Annotated in this window: 26 protein-coding genes; 18 read left to right on the top strand and 8 right to left on the bottom strand. The window is 63.7% G+C overall.

Annotated features, from left to right (window positions below; all coding sequences use genetic code 11):
• The first annotated feature begins 144 nt into the window (after positions 1–144).
• The 4 genes from AAFN55_RS03675 (at position 145) to AAFN55_RS03660 (ending at position 2,590) form a co-directional block, all read left to right on the top strand.
• Positions 145–486 (top strand): hypothetical protein, encoded by a 342-nt coding sequence (locus tag AAFN55_RS03675; protein WP_347797520.1) that lies wholly within the window; start codon positions 145–147, stop codon positions 484–486.
• Positions 483–986 (top strand): hypothetical protein, encoded by a 504-nt coding sequence (locus tag AAFN55_RS03670; RefSeq protein WP_347797519.1) that lies wholly within the window; start codon positions 483–485, stop codon positions 984–986. Before AAFN55_RS03675 ends, AAFN55_RS03670 begins: the two co-directional genes overlap by 4 nt.
• A gap of 174 nt (positions 987–1,160) precedes the next feature.
• Complete coding sequence (locus AAFN55_RS03665; protein WP_347797518.1) at positions 1,161–1,865, top strand: sulfate transporter family protein; 705 nt, start codon at positions 1,161–1,163, stop codon at positions 1,863–1,865.
• 275 nt (positions 1,866–2,140) lie between these two features.
• Complete coding sequence (locus AAFN55_RS03660) at positions 2,141–2,590, top strand: DUF2214 family protein (protein WP_347797517.1); 450 nt, start codon at positions 2,141–2,143, stop codon at positions 2,588–2,590.
• On the opposite strand, the gene nth is transcribed toward AAFN55_RS03660, so the two are convergent.
• Positions 2,584–3,381, bottom strand: a complete 798-nt coding sequence (gene nth, locus AAFN55_RS03655; RefSeq protein WP_347797516.1) for an endonuclease III — start codon at positions 3,379–3,381, stop codon at positions 2,584–2,586. The genes AAFN55_RS03660 and nth overlap by 7 nt on opposite strands.
• Before the next feature lie 21 nt (positions 3,382–3,402).
• Here nth and AAFN55_RS03650 point away from each other — a divergent pair, with 21 nt between their 5' ends.
• From AAFN55_RS03650 to AAFN55_RS03640, 3 genes are all read left to right on the top strand, one after another.
• A complete protein-coding gene (locus AAFN55_RS03650; protein ID WP_347797515.1) occupies positions 3,403–3,888 on the top strand; it encodes a DUF2244 domain-containing protein in 486 nt (161 codons plus the stop codon).
• A gap of 66 nt (positions 3,889–3,954) precedes the next feature.
• On the top strand, positions 3,955–4,830 hold the full coding sequence (locus AAFN55_RS03645; RefSeq protein WP_347797514.1) for a bifunctional helix-turn-helix domain-containing protein/methylated-DNA--[protein]-cysteine S-methyltransferase: 876 nt from the start codon (positions 3,955–3,957) through the stop codon (positions 4,828–4,830).
• A gap of 74 nt (positions 4,831–4,904) precedes the next feature.
• Complete coding sequence (locus AAFN55_RS03640) at positions 4,905–5,807, top strand: ribokinase (RefSeq protein WP_347797513.1); 903 nt, start codon at positions 4,905–4,907, stop codon at positions 5,805–5,807.
• Here AAFN55_RS03640 and AAFN55_RS03635 read toward each other — a convergent pair.
• Complete coding sequence (locus AAFN55_RS03635; RefSeq protein ID WP_347797512.1) at positions 5,804–6,745, bottom strand: nucleoside hydrolase; 942 nt, start codon at positions 6,743–6,745, stop codon at positions 5,804–5,806. The two genes, AAFN55_RS03640 and AAFN55_RS03635, sit on opposite strands and share 4 nt — an antisense overlap.
• Before the next feature lie 115 nt (positions 6,746–6,860).
• Between AAFN55_RS03635 and AAFN55_RS03630 the strand changes: the two genes are divergently transcribed.
• Positions 6,861–7,286, top strand: coding sequence for an Hsp20 family protein (locus AAFN55_RS03630; RefSeq protein ID WP_347797511.1), 426 nt, complete (start codon positions 6,861–6,863; stop codon positions 7,284–7,286).
• 78 nt (positions 7,287–7,364) lie between these two features.
• Complete coding sequence (locus AAFN55_RS03625) at positions 7,365–7,631, top strand: DUF1150 family protein (RefSeq protein ID WP_347797510.1); 267 nt, start codon at positions 7,365–7,367, stop codon at positions 7,629–7,631.
• 64 nt (positions 7,632–7,695) lie between these two features.
• Here the strand turns inward: AAFN55_RS03625 and ptsN are convergent, their stop codons facing one another.
• The 6 genes from ptsN to lptC all read right to left on the bottom strand — a co-directional run bounded on the left by ptsN (position 7,696) and on the right by lptC (position 12,881).
• Positions 7,696–8,160, bottom strand: a complete 465-nt coding sequence (gene ptsN, locus AAFN55_RS03620; RefSeq protein WP_347797509.1) for a PTS IIA-like nitrogen regulatory protein PtsN — start codon at positions 8,158–8,160, stop codon at positions 7,696–7,698.
• A gap of 77 nt (positions 8,161–8,237) precedes the next feature.
• Positions 8,238–8,825: a ribosome-associated translation inhibitor RaiA gene (gene raiA / locus AAFN55_RS03615; RefSeq protein ID WP_347797508.1), complete on the bottom strand. Its 588-nt coding sequence runs from the start codon at positions 8,823–8,825 to the stop codon at positions 8,238–8,240.
• 241 nt (positions 8,826–9,066) lie between these two features.
• Positions 9,067–10,599 carry an RNA polymerase factor sigma-54 gene (gene rpoN, locus AAFN55_RS03610; RefSeq protein WP_347797507.1) on the bottom strand — a complete coding sequence of 511 codons (1,533 nt, stop codon included), beginning with the start codon at positions 10,597–10,599 and terminating at the stop codon, positions 9,067–9,069.
• A 187-nt stretch (positions 10,600–10,786) separates the two neighbouring features.
• Positions 10,787–11,572 (bottom strand): LPS export ABC transporter ATP-binding protein, encoded by a 786-nt coding sequence (gene lptB, locus AAFN55_RS03605; protein WP_347800176.1) that lies wholly within the window; start codon positions 11,570–11,572, stop codon positions 10,787–10,789.
• Between the two features lie 38 nt (positions 11,573–11,610).
• Positions 11,611–12,132: an LptA/OstA family protein gene (locus tag AAFN55_RS03600; protein WP_347800175.1), complete on the bottom strand. Its 522-nt coding sequence runs from the start codon at positions 12,130–12,132 to the stop codon at positions 11,611–11,613.
• 35 nt (positions 12,133–12,167) lie between these two features.
• A complete protein-coding gene (lptC, locus tag AAFN55_RS03595; protein WP_347797506.1) occupies positions 12,168–12,881 on the bottom strand; it encodes an LPS export ABC transporter periplasmic protein LptC in 714 nt (237 codons plus the stop codon).
• Between the two features lie 305 nt (positions 12,882–13,186).
• Here lptC and sppA point away from each other — a divergent pair, with 305 nt between their 5' ends.
• The 9 genes from sppA to AAFN55_RS03550 all read left to right on the top strand — a co-directional run bounded on the left by sppA (position 13,187) and on the right by AAFN55_RS03550 (position 20,593).
• Positions 13,187–14,161 (top strand): signal peptide peptidase SppA, encoded by a 975-nt coding sequence (gene sppA / locus AAFN55_RS03590; protein WP_347797505.1) that lies wholly within the window; start codon positions 13,187–13,189, stop codon positions 14,159–14,161.
• A 59-nt stretch (positions 14,162–14,220) separates the two neighbouring features.
• Complete coding sequence (locus AAFN55_RS03585; protein WP_347797504.1) at positions 14,221–14,508, top strand: integration host factor subunit beta; 288 nt, start codon at positions 14,221–14,223, stop codon at positions 14,506–14,508.
• A 33-nt stretch (positions 14,509–14,541) separates the two neighbouring features.
• On the top strand, positions 14,542–14,868 hold the full coding sequence (locus AAFN55_RS03580) for a LapA family protein (protein ID WP_347797503.1): 327 nt from the start codon (positions 14,542–14,544) through the stop codon (positions 14,866–14,868).
• A gap of 31 nt (positions 14,869–14,899) precedes the next feature.
• On the top strand, positions 14,900–15,865 hold the full coding sequence (locus tag AAFN55_RS03575) for an ornithine cyclodeaminase family protein (RefSeq protein WP_347797502.1): 966 nt from the start codon (positions 14,900–14,902) through the stop codon (positions 15,863–15,865).
• 7 nt (positions 15,866–15,872) lie between these two features.
• Positions 15,873–16,973, top strand: a complete 1,101-nt coding sequence (locus AAFN55_RS03570) for a metallophosphoesterase (RefSeq protein WP_347797501.1) — start codon at positions 15,873–15,875, stop codon at positions 16,971–16,973.
• Positions 16,974–17,047: 74 nt separating this feature from the next.
• On the top strand, positions 17,048–18,091 hold the full coding sequence (locus AAFN55_RS03565) for a class I SAM-dependent rRNA methyltransferase (protein ID WP_347797500.1): 1,044 nt from the start codon (positions 17,048–17,050) through the stop codon (positions 18,089–18,091).
• On the top strand, positions 18,088–18,945 hold the full coding sequence (locus AAFN55_RS03560) for an RNA methyltransferase (protein ID WP_347797499.1): 858 nt from the start codon (positions 18,088–18,090) through the stop codon (positions 18,943–18,945). The genes AAFN55_RS03565 and AAFN55_RS03560 overlap by 4 nt, the downstream gene beginning before the upstream one ends.
• 2 nt (positions 18,946–18,947) lie before the next feature.
• Complete coding sequence (gene lspA / locus AAFN55_RS03555; RefSeq protein WP_347800174.1) at positions 18,948–19,433, top strand: signal peptidase II; 486 nt, start codon at positions 18,948–18,950, stop codon at positions 19,431–19,433.
• A 170-nt stretch (positions 19,434–19,603) separates the two neighbouring features.
• The gene (locus AAFN55_RS03550) at positions 19,604–20,593 is read left to right on the top strand and encodes an MDR family oxidoreductase (RefSeq protein ID WP_347797498.1); all 990 of its coding nucleotides are present in this window, start codon (positions 19,604–19,606) and stop codon (positions 20,591–20,593) included.
• Positions 20,594–20,663: the final 70 nt, after the last annotated feature.

The following is a 20,663-nucleotide window of genomic DNA, read 5'->3' as shown; positions in this document are numbered from 1 at the left end:
CCGCAGGCAACCGCGCCTCGCTTTCGGATTGATCCCACCCACAAAGCCGGAACACGCAATGAAAGCGATAACCCTTGCATTCTACTGGATGCTCAACACACCGCGCGACCGCGTCTCACCGCCTCCTCCTGTTCGGAGAGCGGCATGAGAACGATCATAGCTTCACTGATGACGGTCGCTCTTGCGGCCTGCAGCCAAACCACGGACCCCGTCGCGACCGCGCAGGCACCCGCACCCCGGACGAAGGCCACGGCCCAGGCGGCAGCGCCCGACGACAAATGCGACACGGCCATCCGGAACCAGGCCAATGCCGCGATGATGGGCAGCGCGCTCGGCATGGTCGGCGGCTTCGGCGGGTTCGCGGGCCGTGGCGGCGCGGTCGCCTCTCAGGTCGCATCGACCGCAGGCAGCGTGATTGCCCAGTCGCAGGCATCGCAGGCACGCGCCAATGTGCATCGCGACTGTCTCGGCAGCGCAAACTCGTGACTATCGCGATGATCGGTCTGGACGTTCGGATGCTCATCATGGCGGCCTGCATCCTCGTCGTGGCGCCGGCCTTCGCGCTCGACAGGCAGAAGGCGGAGGCCGTCGTGGCGGTGCTTGAGGAGCTTTCACCGGCGCGCGGCGAGGCGGTGTATTACGACGACGAGGCCGCTGCCGACTGGTTTGAATTCGATCAGGAAGGGGACGGCCGTATCGTCGCGGCCGGATTTACCCAGGAAAGCTGGGAAACGAGCTACGAGCACACCATGAAGGGCTTCATGGCAACAATACCCGAAATCGAGTTCAGGTCGGCCTATGACGGCTTCGAGGTGAAGATCGGCGCGATCCCCGGCTTGACCGACGCACAGAAGCGAGAAGCCATGACGGAGTGGCAGGCACAGATAGACCGGGCAACAGGCTATCGTTCCGAAGGCGCTCTGTATGTGCATGCGGTGCGCGATCTGGCGGAACGCCTGCGCGCGCTTTCGGGCCTCGCGGAATAGCGAACGCCAGCCGCGCCGGAGCCTCTCCCAGCCACCGCGTATCGCATGTCCTGGCGATGCGCGGCAGTCCGGCGCAACGCGGCGTCGGCGGGCGCCTGCCGACCGCGCAGGCGCCCGCCTTGCCGCCCGCATATCGGCGTCCTATCTCCGGTTGCAGAACGGGAGCCCACCTTCATGATCTTCCAGGCCGCTGCGGCAGCAGCAAGCAAGCTACTGACGCCGGAATTCCGTGCCGTCTTCTTCAAGTCCCTCGGGCTGACGATCCTGGTTCTGATCGGCCTGTGGTTCGGCATCGGCTGGCTGTTCGAGGCGTTCGCGGTCGATCCGCTCGGCGCGATGCTGCCGGACATGCCGCAATGGGCGGGCTGGCTCGGGCTTTTCGCCGCCATCTTCGCCGGCCTCGCGCTAGCCTTGGGGCTCGGCCTTTTGATCGCGCCCATCACCGCGATCATCGCAGGCTTCTTCCTCGACGACGTCGCGGAGGTTGTGGAGCGGCAGGATTACCCCGCAGACCCGCCCGGGCAGGCCCTGCCCTTCGTCACGGCGGCGAAGGTCTCGCTAAAATTTCTCGGGCTGGTGATCCTCGGTAACCTCTTCGCGCTCTTCCTGCTCCTGATACCGGGCGTCAACATCGCGGCGTTCTTCGTCGTGAACGGCTATCTCCTGGGCCGCGAGTTCTTCGAGTTTGCCGCTATGCGCTTTCGCTCGGAAGCGGAGGCCAAGGAGTTGCGCAGGCGCAATGCCGGCACGGTGTTCGGCGCGGGCCTGCTGATCGCCGCCGTCCTCTCGGTGCCGATCGTCAACCTGCTCACCCCGCTCTTCGCGGCGGCGATGATGGTGCATCTCCACAAGATGATTTCCCAGCGCGACGGCATCTGACGGCCTAAATGCCGCTACAGGACGACGTAGACGCCTGCTTGGTCTCGTATGTCTTCACGCCCACCCGTGCCCGGTTGAGAAATCGGCCAAGCGCTTCTCGCTTGACCGAAAGCCGATCAGATCGCGTGCGTCAAGCTGGCTGCGGTTCTGTGCCACCCCGCGGCACGCACTCGCCGTCCTCCACTATCCTGCACTTCCATCCAGCCGGTTGACCGGGCACGCGATGCTTGCTAAGCATATCTTTACAGTGTCAACATAGCACATTGAGAGTTGCCATGACCGACCTCGTTCTTGCATCGCTCCACCACCTTCTGGTGTTCACCGTCTTTGCCATCTTCGCCGTGGAGATGACCGTGATCAGGCGCGGGCTCGACGCTTCGGGTGTGCTGCGGCTGGCGAAAATGGATGGAGCCTATGGCGGCGTTGCGGTTGCGGTTCTCGCAATCGGCTTCGCCCGTGCGATCTACGGACTGAAGGGCTGGGAGTACTACAGCACCTACTGGGTGTTCTGGGCGAAGGTCGGCGCGTTTCTGGTCGTCGGCGCGCTCACCATCGTGCCGACGATGCGCATCCTGCGCTGGCGCAAGGCAGCATCGACCGATACCGCCTACATCGTACCCGACGGGGAAATCGCAGCCGTCCGGCCATGGCTGCGCGCACAGGGTACAGTGTTCATCCTCATCCCAATCCTGGCAGCCATGATGGCGCGCGGCATCGGCTACTGAGCCGCGTCCAGCGTCTCGATCGGCACCAGCGGCGCGGGAATGTCGGTGGTTTTCTCGGCCGACTTGCAAATGTCCGCGATCACGCAGGCGGGGCAATCGGGCTTGCGCGCTTTGCAGACGTAGCGGCCATGCAGGATCAGCCAGTGATGCGCGTGGCGCATGTACTCGTCCGGAATGACACGGACCAGAATGTCCTCAACCTGATCGGGCGTCTTGCCAGGCGCCAGGCCGATACGATTGCCGATCCGGAGAATGTGGGTGTCGACCGCCATCGTGTGTTGTCCGAACGACATATTGAGCACGACATTCGCGGTCTTGCGGCCCACGCCCGGCAGCGTGACGAGTTCGTCGCGGGTCTGCGGCACCTTGCTGCCGAATTCGCTGATGAGCGCCGCGCAGAGCGCGATGACGTTCTTCGCCTTGTTGCGCCACAGGCCGATGGTCCGGATGTACTCGCCGACGCGCGCCTCGCCCAAGGCGAGCATCTTTTCGGGCGTATCGGCTTGCGCAAACAGCGCCCGCGTCGCCTTGTTCACGCCGGCATCGGTCGCCTGCGCGGAGAGCACGACCGCCACCAGAAGCGTGAACGGATTGACGTGTTCGAGCTCGCCCTTCGGCTCGGGTCGCTGAACCGAGAAGCGGCGGAAGATCTCGTGGATTTCAGCCTTCGAATACCGCGTTCGCGGCAATCGCCTGACGCGCGGTCGGGGCTTTGCCGACGCACCCGCGCGCACCTTCGTGTCAGGCAAATGTGAAGCGGCTGCGGCCTTTTTGCTCTTGGGCTTTTCCATGCGCCCTCTATACTCCGACCCATGTCCGAAGGAATAGCTGCAGACGAGCCGATATTCCGCGCGTTGCTGACGCCGCACCGTTCGCTGGGGCGGCGCGGTTTCGTGATCCTCATGGCCTTTCTCGGCAGCATCTGGCTCGGGATCGGCGCGTTCTTCCTGTCGATCGGCGCATGGCCGGTTTTCGGGTTTTTCGGCCTCGACGTGCTGCTCATCTACGTCGCGTTCAAGCTGAACTATCGCGCGGCGCGAGCCCGCGAGGAGGTCTCGATTTCGCGCATCGCGCTCGACATCGTGAAGGTCGCGCCTTCGGGCCGCTCGGAAGAACACCGCTTCAATCCGTTCTGGACCAAGTTCCGCATCGCCCGCCACGACGAGATCGGCATCACCGGCATGGAGGTTGAAGGCGACGGACGACGCGTTCCTCTCGGCGCATTCCTCAATCCCGACGATCGAGAGAGTTTCGCCACCGCCTTCGGCCGCGCACTGGCGACAGCGAAGGCGGGGTAAGTTGCCAAGAATCGGGTGGCATTGAAGGGTCTCGGGCGCGATATTAGCGGACAAGGAGACATCGCCATGAACGCCCAGACAGCAATCCTCCAGCGCGACATCACGCCAGTCGGCGACGACTACGACGTGGTGCGCCGCGCCATCGAAAAGATAAGCCTCGACTATCGCGACCAGCCCTCGCTCGAAGAACTCGCCTCGGATGTGGGCGACACGCCGACCGGGTTGCAGAAACTCTTCACGCGGTGGGCAGGGCTCTCGCCGAAGGCCTTCCTGCAAGCGGTCACGCTCGACCATGCACGTCGCCTGCTGGACGATGGGGCCCCGCTTCTCGACGCGTCCTACGAAGTCGGCATGTCCGGCCCCGGCCGGCTGCACGACCTGTTCGTCACCCACGAAGCCATGTCGCCCGGCGACTACAAGAGCCGCGGCAAGGGGCTGACCATCAACTATGGCTATCACCTCTCGCCCTTCGGCATCGCCCTTGTGATGGTGACCGATCGCGGGCTGGCCGGCCTCGCCTTCTGCGATCACGGAGAAGAAGCGGCAGCCTTCGCCGACATGTCGGGGCGCTGGCCGAATGCGGCTTACGTGGAGGATATGTCCGCTACGGGGCCTTATACCTCGCGCATCTTCGATCCGGCGCACTGGCGATCGGACGAGCCGTTGCGTGTCGTGCTCATCGGGTCCGACTTCCAGATCAGGGTCTGGGAAGCGTTGCTGAAAATCCCGATGAACCGCGCCCGCACCTATTCGTCGATCGCCGCCGAAATCGGCAACCCGAAGGCGTCCCGCGCGGTGGGCGCTGCCGTCGGCGCAAACCCCGTATCCTTCGTGGTGCCGTGCCACCGCGCGCTCGGTAAGACCGGGGCGCTGACCGGCTATCATTGGGGGCTGACACGCAAGCGTGCCATTCTCGGCTGGGAGGCCGGACAAATCGGCTGACGATGGACAGAAGCCCTTATCGGAAGACGCCAAAATAGCGTAAAGCCTTCCGGATCAAAATCCGGGAGGTTTTCGTGATCACGGTCGTCGGCTCCATCAATCTCGATCTCATCGCCACAGTCGACAGGCTGCCCAAGCCCGGCGAAACCGTGCCGGGCGACGCCTTCACCACATCGCCGGGCGGCAAGGGCGCCAACCAGGCATTGGCCGCGCGCCGCTCGGGCGCCGACGTCCGCATGGTCGGCGGCGTGGGCCGCGATTCCTTCGCAACGGAAGCGCTCGCCTGCCTGCGCGACGGTGGCGTCGATCTCTCCGGCGTGCGGGAATCGCATGCCGCGACCGGCGTCGCGCTGATCTTCGTCGAGGAATCCGGCGAGAACGTCATCACCATCGTGCCCGGCGGCAATGGCGCGCTGTTTCCCGGCGACGTCGCGAGTGCGGACATCCGCAAGGGCGAATACGTCATGCTGCAACTGGAAGTCCCGCTCGAGACCGTGGGCGCGGCACTGGCCGCGACGCGCTCGGTCGGGGCGACGTCCTTGCTCAACACCGCTCCGTTCAGGGCGGAAGCAGCTCCGCTGCTTGGCGAAGCCGACTACGTCATCGCCAACGAGACCGAGTTTGATCTCTATTCGAATGCGCTCTCGCTCACCGGCGACAGCCGCGAACAGCGGATGCTCGACTTTGCGGGCCGCACCGGCCGCATCATGGTCGTGACGCTCGGTGCGGAGGGCGTCGTTGCGGCAACCGCCTCTGAACTGGTGCGGGCACAGGGCCTGACGATCACGCCGGTCGACACGGTCGGCGCCGGCGACACGTTCTGCGGCTATTTCGCCGCCAGCCTCGAACTGGGCCTGCCCCTGCAGGACGCGTTGCGGAGAGCGGCGGTCGCGGGTTCTCTTGCTTGCCTGAAACCCGGCGCGCAACCGTCGATCCCGCGCGGAGAAGACGTGGAAGAAGCGCTCAAAGGCGGCTAAAGCCGCCCGATCCGGTCCACCAGAAGTGCGAAGAAGCCGTCGGCGTCGATGTCGCGCATCACCGTCGCGTTCTTCGGCCTGCCGGTGATCCCCCACCAGTCCACGACCGTCGCACCCATCGTCAGTTCGGACACGGTCTCGATCGCGACATTGCAGTGGCGGCCGGTAAAGAGTTCCGGCTTGAGGAGATAGGCGATCACACAGGGATCGTGCAGCGGGCCACCGTCAGTGCCGTACTTCTCCTCGTCGTAGCGTTCGAAGAAGTCCAGCAGTGCCGCCGTGGCTATCCCTGCCGCTGTCCCCATGGCGCGGAACGTCTCGATGCGCGCGCGCGTCGTCAGCGCCTTGTGCGTCACGTCGAGCGGCATCATCACGATCGGCGCGCCCGACGCGAAGACCACATCAGCAGCCTGCGGATCGACATAGATGTTGAATTCGGCCGAGGGCGTCACGTTGCCCTGTTCGAAATAACCGCCGCCCATCAGCACGATCTCGCGAATGCGCGGCACGATCGCGGGTTCGCGGATCATCGCGAGCGCGATGTTGGTCAACGGCCCCAGCGCGCACAGCGTCACCGTGCCCTCTGGCTCCGCCATCAGCTTCTCGACGATAAAATCGACGCCATGCTGCGCTTCGAGCGGCATGGTTGGCTCGGGCAGATCCGGCCCGTCGAGGCCCGTCCGGCCATGTACATGCTCGGCGGTCACGAGTTTGCGCGTCATCGGCCGCACCGCGCCCGCGAAAACGCGTGTCTGCGGCTTTCCGGCCAGTTCGCAAATCTTGCGTACATTCTTCTCGGTCAACGCCAGGGGCACGTTGCCCGCAACGGCCGTCAGGCCGGCCACGTCGAGCTCGGGGCTGGCGAGCGCGAGAAGAATGGCGACGGCATCGTCCTGGCCAGGATCGGTGTCGATGATGATCTTGCGGCTATCGGGCATAACGGCTCTTCTCATAGTCCTTGAACTGGCAAAGCGGGCGGACCATATCAGGGACAGAGGCAAGAATGCCATTCGGGTTTTTGCCTATCCACGTCGCTCTTTGAGGACAGAACAGATGACGCGCATGACGCCCTTTTCGAGCCCGCTCCTGCTTGGCTTCGACACGATCGAAAAAACACTCGAACGCGTTGCCAAGAACGGGGACGGATACCCGCCCTACAACATCGAGCGTATCGCGGGTCACAATGGCGGTGGCGACAAGCTTCGCATCACCCTTGCGGTTGCGGGCTTTGCCGACGCCGATCTCGAAATCACCGTCGAAGACAACGAACTCGTCGTGCGCGGACGCCAGACCGACGACACGGAGCGTGAATACCTGCATCGCGGCATCGCCGCCCGGCAGTTTCAGCGGGTCTTCGTGCTTGCGGATGGAATGAAGGTGACCGGCGCGGAACTGAAGAACGGTCTTCTGGCAATCGACCTCGACCGTCCGGAACTGGAAAAACTGGTACGAAAAATAAACATCTCGGTGAAAGACTGAAATCCGGCCCTCACCGGAACCCATTGGCTCTGCTGCGGGTTGGTCAAACGGACGCCCCGCTGGACATAGGAGGCTGACATGACTGCCAACGACCTCAAGACTACCGATACCATCCTGACCGACGCGGAACTTGCCCATCTGGGTGAGGGCTCCGTCGCCTATCTCAAGGAAGTCGACAGCGACGAGCTGCGCGGCAAGTTTCCGGGCATGCCGGAGATCGCAGCGGGTACGCGTCTGTGGGCGGTCTTTGCCGCGAATGGGCGGCCGATCCTGCTGACGGACGCGCGCGACGCGGCCCTTGCAGGCGCGATCCAGAACGATCTGACGCCTCTCAGCCTACATTAACGATTTCCACGAAAAGAAGCGGCGGCCATCCGGCCGCCACTTGGGCCATGCTCGCCCGAAACCTTCAGGCCGCGTTCGACGCAGGCGTCTGGGCGAGGAAGGTGTGGATGGCGGCAGCGTCCTTCGTGCCGCGAATCTTGGCGACCGTGTCGCCGTCGCGCAGGACGCGCGCTATCCGCGACAGCGCCTTCAAGTGATCCGCGCCGGCGCCCTCGGGCGCGAGCAGCAAAAACACCAGATCGACTGGCTGATCATCGAGCGATTCGAAATCGACCGGCGATTCGAGCCTGGCGAACACGCCCGTGATGCGCGCGATGCCGGGCAGCTTTCCATGTGGAATGGCGATGCCGTTGCCGACGCCCGTCGAGCCGAGGCGCTCGCGCTGCAGGATCGTATCGAAGACCTCCCGTTCGGGCAGCCCGGTAACGGCGGCAGCCTTTTCGGCCATCAGTTGCAGAAGCTGCTTCTTGGAATTGGCCTTCAAGGTCGGCATCACTGCCGAAACCTCGATCAGATCGCTGAGATCCATTTCTGACTATCCTTTTCGCTCTGCCTTTTGCCCGCAACGCAAGCCCCCGCCTGCGGTCCGGCGGAGTGTCGTTCCGGCTATTGCCTGGGCTGGCTTGCCGAGGACGTGTCGATCCAGCCGATATTCCCGTCCGCACGGCGGTAGACGAGGTTTACGTGCTCGTTTCCGGCGTTCCGAAAGACGAATACGGGGCTGTCCTTGGTGTCGAGTTCGATGACAGCCGAGGCGACCGTCATCGTGCGCAGCGACATCGTCGATTCAGCGACGATGGCAGGCGCGTAATCCTCCGGAACCTCGTCGTCCTCGTCGGCGACAGGCGCCATGACGCGGTAGTCGAGGTCCATGTCGATCGTGCCTGACGTGGAGGAATTGTTGTGCGACTTCAAGCGCCGCTTGTAGCGCCGCAGGCGCTTTTCGATGCGCTCCGCGGCAGCGTCGAACGCGAATTGCGGGTCCTGGGCCTGCCCGGTCGCCTGCAGCATCATGCCGGTATCGAGGTGAACCATGCAGTCGGCGGTAAAGCGCGACCCCGATTTCTCGACCGTGACATGGCCGGCATAGCCGCCGTCGAAATATTTGCCCACGGCGTCACCGACACGCCCCTCGATCTTGGAGCGGAAGGCATCGCCGATTTCCATGTGCTTACCCGAAATGCGCAGGTTCATATGAAGACTGACCTTCTCTCGTGCGTGTTCTAAGGGTTGAGACTGTATACCTGTGGCCACTTCGCACAAGGTTTTTGGCATCCGTGCCACCGATTTCGAGACCCGACCGACACATCGTCGAGACCTGCTCCCTGCGGTCGATACCGACCGTCGGGAGCCACCGGCTCCATGCGGGCGGGCTTCTAGTGGCTTAGGTTGGGCTTGTCAATGAAGGGCCGGATACCGAGGCTGCAATGCAGCCTTATCCGTGAGCGGACGCCAGTGCTCGCTTCTCGCGCCGGCGCTGCACCGAGGAGGGGATACTCATGCCTTCACGGTATTTGGCGACCGTGCGCCGCGCGATATCGACGCCACTGCTTTTCAGGATATCCACGATCGCATCGTCCGACAGGACGTCGACGGGCTTTTCCAGGTCGATGAGCTCGCGAATCCGGTCCCGAACCGATTCCGACGAATGCGCGTCGCCGCCTTCGGCGGAAGCGATCGCGACCGAGAAGAAATAACGCAGTTCGAACACGCCCCGCGGGGTCATCATGTATTTGTTGGCCGTGACGCGGCTTACGGTCGATTCGTGCATGCCGATGGCATCCGCGACCATGCGCAGGTTCAACGGCCGCATGTGCCTGATCCCGTGCATCAGAAACGCATCCTGCTGGCGCACGATCTCGGTGGCCACCTTCAGGATCGTCTTGGCCCGCTGGTCGAGGCTGCGCGCCAGCCAGTTGGCGCTTTGCAGGCAGTCGGCCATGAAATCCTTTTCCGACTGGTTCGCCACCTTCTTCGACACCGTCGCGAAATAGGTCTGGTTCACCAGAACGCGAGGCAGCGTGTCGGGGTTCAGTTCGACCGCCCAGCTTCCGTCCGTCGCCGCCCGCACCACCACATCCGGCACGATCGTATCGGCGGTGCCGTGCGCGAAAGCTGAACCGGGGCGCGGATCCAGCGCGCGGATTTCAGCCAGCATGTCGAGGAGATCGTCGTCGTCGACCCGGCAAAGCTTGCGAAGCTGCGCGAAATCGCGCCGCGCGAGCAATTCGAGATTGGCGATCATCGCCGCCATGGCAGGATCGAAACGATCGATCGCCTTCAACTGAAGCGCCAGGCATTCGGCAAGGTCACGCGCGAAGAGGCCCGGAGGATCAAAGGTCTGGCACGTTTCAAGCACGGCCAGCACGTCGCCGTCATCGACGCCCAGCCTTGCGGCGACGTCGGCGATCTCGGCCCGCATGTAGCCGATCTCGTCCAGGGAATCAGCCAGTTCGCGCGCAATCAGCCGCGCGGTTCCATCGCGGAACCCGAACGCGATCTGCTCGGCGACATGGTCGCCCAGTGTCAAAGCCGCCGCCGCCATGTCCTCGATGGCAAATCCTTCGGATGCACCGTTGCCGGAACCTGCGGACTTCCACTGCGCGGCCAGATCGGGACCGAGACGATCGGAGGTTCCCGGATCGTCCGGGAAGACGTTCTCCATCGACGTGTCGAGGCGGTCCGACATGATTTGAGCGGAATTCGCCTCCACATCGCCGTCGGCCGCCTCGAACATCCGGTCGAGCCCCATGGCCGAATCGGCGATATCAGGCGCACTTCGCGGCTCGACGGGTTCGTCGTCGCGCGCGTCGTGGCGCTCGAGCAGCGGGTTCTTCTCGACCTCTTCCTCGATGAAGCGTTCAAGCTCGAAATGGGTCAGTTGCAGCAGCCGAATCGACTGCATCAGTTGCGGCGTCATCACCAGCGACTGCGATTGACGCATCTGCAGTTTGGCGCCGAGTGCCATTACGCGAACCAACCCCACCAACGCGCCGGCCCCTCACAGGCAGCCGGCTCAACGACGGGCCGAATGAAACTGGCCCAGCTTTTGCTTGTCAAGCTAAAGGCGTTGATTTTCGATTATTATGGGCGAGATTCGGCACGAAAGTTGCCCCCGAGGCCGCGAAAGCGCCCGGAAACACGCGTCAGAGTGTCTAAAGCGTAAAGCCTTCGCCCAGATAGAGACGACGGACGTCCGGGTTATCGACGATTTCCGACGGCAATCCATGCGTCAGAACCTGACCCGCATGGATGATGTAGGCGCGCTCGACGAGGCCGAGCGTCTCGCGGACATTGTGGTCGGTGATCAGGACGCCGATGCCGCGCGCAGTCAGATGGCGCACGAGTTGCTGGATATCCGACACGGCGATCGGATCGACGCCCGCGAAGGGCTCGTCGAGCAGCATGAAATTCGGGTTCGACGCCAGCGCGCGCGCGATTTCGAGACGCCGCCGCTCGCCACCCGACAGCGCGATGGACGGTGCCTTGCGCAGATGAGAGATATGGAACTCCTCGAGAAGCTCGTCGAGGCGCATCTCGCGCGCCTTGCGGCTCTTCTCGGTCACTTCGAGGATCGCCCGGATGTTGTTCTCGACCGAGAGCCCACGAAAAATTGATGCTTCCTGAGGCAGGTAGCCGATGCCAAGCCTGGCCCGGCGGTACATCGGCATCGAGGTGACGTCGTAACCATCGATCTCGATCGTGCCGTGATCCACGGGCACCAGCCCCGTCACCATGTAAAAGCAGGTCGTCTTGCCGGCGCCGTTGGGACCGAGAAGACCGACCGCTTCACCGGCGCGCACGCCGAAGGAAACACCGCTCACGACTTGGCGGCCCTTGTAGCTCTTGGTCAGTCCCCGGGCGATCATCGTGCCCTTGAAACGTTCGCGATCGGCGCGCGCAGGCGCTTTCGGCGCCGTTGCGCGCGGCGCTGCGCGCAAGGCAAGGCGCTTCAGGAATGAAACCGGCTCTGCCAAGCTCAACGGTCCTGCGAACCGGGCTTCAACAGCATCTTGACGCGTCCGCCGGCACTGCCGCCATCGCTTCCGCAGCCATCGAGCTTTGCAAGGCCGCTCGCCATCTGAACGGTCAGCTTGCAACCGACGATGACGTTGTCGCCCTCGGACAGCACGACTTCCTTGCCCGACAGGACCAGAACTTCGGTGCGCATGTCGAAACTGCCGGAATCGCCGGTGGCGACCTGGGTTTCGGACTTGATGTAGACCTTGCCATCGACCTCGAGCTTGTCGATGTTGGCCGATCCGGTCGTCGCGGAACCCGTTCCGTCGTTGCGATAGTAGACGGTCATCTTGCCCGAACGCATCAGCGTCTGGCCCTGAACGACCGCGACATTGCCCGTAAAGATCGCGACGCCGTCATTTTCGCGGACCTCGAGCTGATCGCTCTCGATCTGGATCGGCTCGTCGCCGTCGAGCTTCAGGCCCGTCATGCGGCTGGTGCCGTCCTGCTGGGCATAGGCAACCGGCGCCGCCAGCATCATCGCTGCAAGCAGCAGCGCCCCACCGTGAAACTTCATTATTGCTTGACCCCCTCGGCCCTCGCGGCGGTCTGAAGCTTCTTTCCGTCGATGTTCATGCGAACCCGACGATCGAAGATCATGACTGCGCCCTTTTCCTTCACCGTCATCGAATCGGCCTCGATCCGCGCGCCATCGAGCGTGATATCGACGGGGTGCTGCGTGTTCAGGCTGCCCTTGGCGATATCGACCGAAGCGGATTTGAGCAAGGCGGTGATGCCGTTGTCCGTCATGACCGTGATGTCGCTGTTGATATCGAGGCGATTCGCGTCACGGTCGAAGATGCCCGTCGCGGCGGCTATCGTCATCCAGTTGTCGTCATCGAACGGCAGACGTGCATCGATGCCTTCGAGATCGATCTTGCTGGCGTTGCCGATATCCTGGATCGCACGCGCAGCCGACATCTTGTAGGCGCGGTTGTCGCTCGTGAAGCCATCGAGCTTGGGATCCGCCATCACCAGACGGCCACCCTCGATCGCGGTTCCAGCCAGATTCACCGACACGCCTCCGGGCGTGGAAAGCCAGGATTTCGCGCCGAAGGCGAGAACCATGCACACGGCAGCCACGGGAAGGACGAATTTGAGCACACGGACACGGCCCGAATGCCGCCGCGCGCTCTTGAATGCCGCATCGACACGCTTCTGCTGCGCGGGACTTGCCTGCGTTGCCGAATACGTACCGTCAGCGTGCTGATGCGATGCCGAAATGGTCATCTTTGCTTCACCGAAACCTGATCTGTGCCTGATTGAAATAGACGATTGGCAGCACGCCGTCATCCATGTTGCCGTTCTTGTTCCGCACCTTGCGAAAAGCAAGGCAGGAACCAGCCGCCCTCAAGCCCTCCGAATTACATACCAATATGGTAATTTTTGGATAATCGTCCAGTAACGCAGGGTGAAGTTTCTGGATCACCTCCCTCTGCACTCATCCGAACGGTGCGACACCCTCCCCCTTCTAACGCCTGCCGGCTTGCACTAATAAGGCGATCAACGACGGCCGACAGGGCAAGAGGCGCGCAATGGCAAATCGTGCAGACGACATCATCGACCGCAGGCGGCTGCGGCGCAAGCTGACTTTCTGGCGGATAGCCGCGCTGCTGGTGGTCGCGCTGGTGATCGCGGCCACATCGATCTGGTTCATGCGCGACGGCATCGGCGGCGCCACGATCAGCCACATCGCCAAGGTGAAGATCGAGGGCACCATCACCGAGGATGACGAGTTGCTCAAACGGCTCGAACGCATCGGAAAATCGCCGCTCGTGAAAGGCGTGATCATCGCGATCGACTCGCCCGGCGGCACGACGGTCGGCGGCGAATCGATCTTCGAGGCCGTGCGCAAGCTCGCCGGCGAGAAGCCCGTCGTCGCGCAGGTCGGGACGCTCGCCGCGTCCGCCGGCTACATGATCGCCACCGCAAGCGATCACATCGTCGCCCGGCAATCGTCGATCGTCGGCTCGATCGGCGTTTTGATTCAGTTCCCCGACGTGACTGAACTCATGGCCAAGATCGGTGTGAAGCTGGAAGGCGTGAAATCGTCGCCGCTGAAGGCTGAGCCGTCGCCATTCTCGCCCACCACCGACGAGGAACGCGCCATGCTGCGCGCCCTCATCATGGACAGCTACGACTGGTTCGTCGGGCTCGTCGAAGACCGCCGGCCGCTGAGCCGGACGGAAGTGCTTGCCGTGGCGGACGGGTCGATCTTCACCGGCCGCCAAGCACTCGACCGCAAGCTGGTGGACGAACTGGGCGGCGAACAGGAGGCCGTGGACTGGCTCGAGACCAAGGGCGTCGATGCCGGTCTGTCCGTCGTCGAGTGGAAGTCGACGGAGAGCGGCGGCTTCTTCAGCCCGCTTTCGATGTCCGGCGTCGCCGGCAAACTCCTTGGCATCGAGGGGCTGGGATCGGACCTTGCCGAGCGCATCGGCGCCGACCGCTTGTTCCTTGACGGCCTGCTATCGCTCTGGCAACCTGCCCCCGGCACCTTAGGCGATTGAAAACTCAAGTAAAACATTTGCATAGCCAGTGACGGCGTGTTTCGCGGGGACCTTTATCGATGATCAAGTCCGAGCTCGTGCAGACGATTGCCAATCGCAATCCGCATCTGTTTTTGCGTGATGTCGAGAACATCGTGAATGCGATATTCGAAGAAATCACGGATGCGCTCGCTTCCGGAAATCGCGTCGAGCTTCGTGGTTTCGGCGCATTTTCGGTGAAAAACCGCCCCGCTCGTGTCGGACGCAACCCGCGCACGGGTGAATCCGTTGAGGTCGAGGAGAAATGGGTTCCATTCTTCAAGACCGGCAAGGAGCTGCGCGAGCGGCTCAACATAGACGACAAATAGTGGAGGCCGCCGGCGACGGCGCCTGACAACACCATGCTCAACCGCCTCATGACCATTGCGGTCTTCATTCCGCTGGCGATCGTGTTCATTTCGCTCGCCGTGGCCAACCGTACGCCAGTGCCGTTCACGCTCGATCCGTTCAATCCCGGAAATCCGGGTCTGACGGCGACGATGCCGTTCTTCATCTTCCTGTTCGGCGCACTGGTCCTCGGCCTGATCATCGGCAGCGTCGCCACCTGGTTTGGTCAGGGGCGCTACCGCAAGCTGGCCCGCCAGCGCGAAGCGGATATCGCCAGGGCCCCGCGCGCCGCTGAGCGCCCCGTGGCAACGCAGACCGTCCTGCCCGGACCAAGCGCCTGATACGCAGCCAGACGCCGCGAGAGTTCAGACCATGAAAATGATCACCGCCGACGAGGTGGACCGCTGCCTCACCCATGCAGGGTTGGTCGAGACGCTTCGGGAAGCCTTCGAGGGGCAGACGGTTCAGCCCGTGCGCCATCATCACACGATCGACCGGCCCGACGGCGCGGCATCGACGCTGCTGCTCATGCCGGCCTGGACAGACCTCAATGCCGCCGGCACCTCGGATGGCGGGCATGTCGGCGTCAAGATCGTCACCGTCTCGCCCGACAACAACGCAATCGGCAAACCGGCCGTGATGGGCCTCTACCTCCTGCTCGACGGCAAGACCGGCGAACCGCAAGCCCTGATCGACGGCCAGCGCCTCACGCAGTGGCGCACCGCATGCGCGTCTGCGCTCGCAGCGACCTATCTTGCGCGCAAGGATGCCTCGAAACTGCTCGTCATCGGGGCCGGCGCGCTGTGTCCGTTCCTCGCCCGCGCCCATTCCGCCGTTCGTCCGATCACCGACATCCGCATCTGGAATCGCACCACGGCCAATGCCGAAAAGGCTGCGGCGGCGTTGCGGGCCGATGGGCTGAACGTCACCGTCACTGACGATCTCGACGCCGCCATCGGCTGGGCGGACATCGTCTCGTCGGCGACGATATCGAACGAACCGCTCGTCAAGGGCGCGCTGCTCACGCCCGGCACGCATGTCGATCTGGTGGGTGCCTTCACGCCCACGATGCGCGAAAGCGACGATGAGGCGATCCGGCGGTCCCGTGTCTTCGTCGATACGCTGGCCGGCGCCACCAAGGAGGCGGGCGACATCGTCCAGGCGATCGCATCCGGTGCCCTCGCCGAAAGCGCGATCGCAGGCGACCTCTTCGACCTGACGCGCGGGGGCAAGCCGGGGCGCGAAAGCGACGACGAGATCACGCTATTCAAATCGGTCGGCGCAGCGCTCGAAGACCTTGCCGCGGGGATCGCGGTCTATCGCAGTTCCAACAACTGAGGCGGCGATGAGCAGGCTCGCGGTGCTTCCCATCATCGCCTGCCTGCTGGGCCTTGGCGCGACACAGGCCGGTTCAGCCGACACAACGCGCGCCAAGATCGACGCGACGTTCATCTTCACCAACGACATTCACGCCTGCCGCACGCAAAGTGGCCTCAGCCCGAATTGCGAGCAGGAGGGCAAGACCGACGCGAACCTGCTGCGTCACGTCAATGCGCTCAATCATCTGGGCGGGAAGATTTGGCCTGCCGAGATCGGCGGCGCGGCGACGGGGCTTGCAAGCGCGGGCACGCCGATCGGCAAGCCGCTCGGTCTCGTCATCGGCGGCGACATGACCGATGACGGCGGCGGGCAGGTCACCGATCCCGCCGAGGGCACGCAACTCCTCCAGTTCAGCCATCGCTATCAAGAGGGTTCGGGCCCGGGTCGCATCAACTTTCCCGTTTATGTCGGGCTGGGCAATCACGATCTCGACCAGGATGGTCCGCCGCCACACGCGGATTGGTACAGGCGCGAAATGCGCGACTATGTCGAGGTCAATCACCGACCGAGCGTGATCTTCAAGCCGCCATTGCCGGCAAGCGATTACGACATGGAGTCCGACAATTTCTCGTGGGATTGGGGCGGACTGCATCTCGTGCAATTGCAACGCTTCGGCGGCGATACCCGCAAGGGCGCCGTGAGCGGGCTGCCGTGGCTGAAACGGGATCTGGCGACCTTTGCTGCCGACGGACGGCCGGTCATCCTGTTCCAGCACTACGGCTGGGACAGCTTCTCGACCGAGAGCTGGGATCCGGATCGCAAGACCTTCGACGATGCGGGGCACGGCGCACCGCATTGGTGGAGCGCCGACGAGCGGCAGGCGCTTCTCGACGCCATCGTCGGCTACAACGTCATCGGCATCTTCCATGGCCATCAGCACGAGACACCGATGATCTACAGTGAGGGCGAGCTGGACCTCTTCAAGCCCGTCGCCGCGTTCATGGGCGGGTTCGCCGTGGTGCGCGTCACCGACGAGCGGCTCGACGTCGCACTAGGCGTCGCGGAAGGCGACGATGGCGAGGTTCGCTTCACGAACGCGTTCAGCAAGCTGCTTCCCGCGCGATAGGACGCAGCTTTGCCTCGGTTGCGAACATGGGGGTCCTATGCCAGAAGGCGGTGGACTTTCTTGGAGACGCTTCGTTGAAACAGGTGCGCGACAGGCGCGGAGACGACCGCTCACGCCGGCAAGGCTCAGCCGAGGCGCGCGCGCGCGAACCCCGCGGCGATGCGCCCACGAAGCCGGAACCCGCGTTCATCCGCCGTCCGATCGCGCGCCGGCAAGGCGCGCTGCCCGCAGAGACGCTGCCCGTTATTCTCGAAGTCGCACCCAACGACGACTATGCCCTGATCGATTCCGGCAATGGACGGAAGCTCGAGCAATACGGCCCCTACCGCATCGAGCGGCCGGAAGGCCAGGCGATCTGGCAACCGGCGCTGGCCGGCAGCGAATGGGCCAGGGCCGACGCGGTCTTCACCGGGGACACCGACGAAGAGGGCATGGGACGCTGGCGCTTTCCGCATGAGCCGCTTGGCGAGACCTGGCCGATGAAGCATGACGGCGTCGATTATCTCGGCCGTTTCACGTCCTTCCGCCATGTCGGCGTGTTTCCCGAGCAGGGCTCGCACTGGGACCACATGGCGGGCCTCATTCGGGGCGCCGGCCGTCCCGTAAAAGTTCTCAACCTGTTCGGCTATACCGGCGTCGCGTCATTGGTGGCCGCAGGCGTAGGGGCCGAAGTCACCCATGTCGATGCCTCGAAGAAGGCGATCGGCTGGGCGCGCGAGAACCAGGAACTGGCGCGTCTGCAGGACAAGCCGATCCGCTGGATCTGCGAGGATGCGATGAAGTTCGTCGAGCGCGAGGAACGTCGCGGCAGTCGCTACGACATCATCCTGTTCGATCCGCCCGCCTATGGGCGCGGGCCGAAGGGCGAGGTGTGGCAGCTTTTCGAGCATCTGCCCGCCATGGCCGATATCTGCCGCGAGATTTTGACGCCGAAGCCGCTCGCGGTCGTGCTCACCGCCTATTCGATCCGGTCCTCCTTCTTCGCGATCCATGCGCTGATGCGCGACACGTTTGCCGGCATGGGCGGACGCGTCGAATCCGGTGAGCTCATCATTCGCGAGAAATCGGCCGGCCGCGCGCTTTCCACCTCGCTGTTTTCACGCTGGGTGGCGGCATGAACGGACGCGACGAGGCACGCCATGTCGGCCAGGTGAAGGAGGTCACCAGCCTCACCAACCCGGTCGTGAAGGACATCCGCGCGCTGGCGCAGAAGAAATATCGCGACCAGCAGAACGCTTTCATGGCAGAGGGCCTCAAGCTCGTCATCGACGCGCTCGATCTCGGCTGGACGATCCGCACGCTCGTCTTCGGTAAGTCGCAGCGCGGCAATCCTGCCGTCGAGAAGATCGCCGCGCGAACGGTCGCCACCGGCGGCCTCGTGCTCGAAGTCAGCGAAAAGGTTCTGGGCGCGATCACGCGTCGCGACAACCCGCAGATGGTGCTCGGCGTGTTCCAGCAGCGCTGGCACGCGCTGAAGGATTTCAAGCCGGCGGGCAACGAGGTGTGGGTCGCGCTAGATCGCGTTCGCGACCCCGGCAATCTCGGCACGATCCTGCGCACGGTCGACGCGGTCGGCGCCAAGGGCGTGATCCTCGTCGGCGAAACGACTGATCCGTTCGCCGTGGAAACGGTGCGCGCGACGATGGGCTCAGTCTTTGCCGTGCCGGTGGCGAAAGCCAGCGTCGACGCCTTCCTCGCATGGCGCAAGGCGGCCGGCGTCACCCTCGTGGGCACGCATCTCAAGGGTTCCGTCGATTATCGCACGGTCGATTACAAAAAAGGCCCGATCCTGCTCGTCATGGGCAACGAGCAGCAGGGCCTGCCCGAGCCGATCGCGTCCGCGTGCGACACGCTGATCCGCATCCCCCAGGCGGGCCGCGCGGATTCGCTCAATCTGGCGGTGGCGACCGGCGTCGCGCTCTATGAAATCAGGCGTCACGCGCTGCCGACGATCGGAAAGGACATGGCTTGAAACTGCATGGACCGGCCTTCTACGCCGTCGTGGTGACGCTGGCCGTCGCGCTCGATCAGGTGATCAAGTATCTCGTCGAGACCGGTCTGGACATGCATGTGCAGGTCAATGTCATCCCGACGTTGGCGCTCTTTCGCACCCACAACACCGGCATCGCGTTTTCGATGTTTTCCGATCTGGGCAGCGTCGGTCTCATCGTCGTCACGCTTGCGGTCATAGGCTTCGTCACCTGGATCGCGGCCAAGACCGACCCGGCGCAGCGCATTGCGCGCTTCGGCTTCGCGCTCGTGGTCGGCGGAGCGATCGGCAACCTGATCGACCGCGTCTGGCACGGCTATGTCATCGACTACGTGCTCTTCTACCTGCCCACATGGTCGTTCGCGGTCTTCAACCTCGCCGACGCGTTCATCACGGTCGGCGCGGCACTGGTGATCCTCGACGAGTTCCTCGTCTGGCGCAGGTCGCGCAAAGCCGGCAAGACACGATAGATCGCCATGCGTCCACAGGACGCACAAGTGGCGATCTATCTCTTTGCTTAAGCATCGGAACCGTCCGAAAACCGGATTCCACTTTTCGGTCCGATGCTTCGGTTCAGGTTGACCTCGACGGGACAGCCACGCACAGTCGCGCCAAAAGCAGCCGCCACCGGGAGTTTTCCATGTCCGATACGTTCAAAGCCATCCTCGTCTCCCGCGACGAGGAGAAAAAGCAGTCTGTCGATATGGTCGACATGAACGAAGCGGATCTGATGGAAGGCGACGTCACGGTCGCGGTCGAGGCAACGACGGTGAACTACAAGGACGGTCTCGCCATCACCGGCAAGGCTCCCGTGATCCGGCGCTGGCCGCTCGTGCCCGGCATCGATTTCGCGGGCACGGTCATCTCGTCCGACCATGCCGACTGGAAGGAAGGCGACCGCGTCATCCTCAATGGCTGGGGCGTCGGCGAAACCCATCACGGCGCCTATGCCGAACGCGCCCGCGTCAATGGCGACTGGCTCGTGCCGCTGCCGTCCTCCATGACACCGGTCGACGCCATGGCCGTCGGCACGGCGGGTTATACGGCGATGCTCTGCGTCATGGCGCTGGAACGCCACGGCATCACGCCGGAGCGCGGTCCTGTCGTGGTGACCGGTGCGGCCGGCGGTGTCGGCACGGTTGCGATCTCCATCCTGTCGAAACTCGGCTACCACGTGATCGCCTCGACCGGTCGTCCCAACGAAGCCGATTTCCTCAAGGAACTCGGTGCCGCCGAGATCATCGCCCGTTCCGAACTGGAAGCGCCGGCCAAGCCGATCGCGAAAGAACGCTGGGCAGGCGCGGTCGATGCGGTGGGAAGCCACACGCTCGCAAACGTGCTCTCGATGACAGCTTATGGCGGCGCGGTCGCGGCGTGCGGCCTGGCGGGCGGCATGGACCTCCCGACCAGCGTTGCACCCTTCATCCTGCGCGGCGTCTCGCTCCTCGGCATCGATTCCGTCATGGCGCCGAAGGAAATCCGCCTCGAGGCGTGGCGCCGGATCACCGAGGACCTCGACCACGCCAAGCTGACGGCGCTCTCGACCGTCATTCCGTTCAGCGGCGTCATAAACGCGGCAAACGACATCATGGCAGGCACCGTTCGCGGCCGCGTGGTCGTGGAAATGTAGGCTGTCAGGCCGGCTCGCTAAAATTGTAGCGACCGGCCGAAAGCTTCCCTAATCGTTGCCCGCTATGGTC

Origin of the sequence: Mesorhizobium sp. CAU 1732, from assembly GCF_039888675.1 — a bacterium.
Classification (GTDB): Bacteria; Pseudomonadota; Alphaproteobacteria; order Rhizobiales; family Rhizobiaceae; genus Aerobium.
The sequence above is the reverse complement of the archived record's forward strand: the minus strand, read 5'-3'. Positions and strand labels throughout refer to the sequence as shown.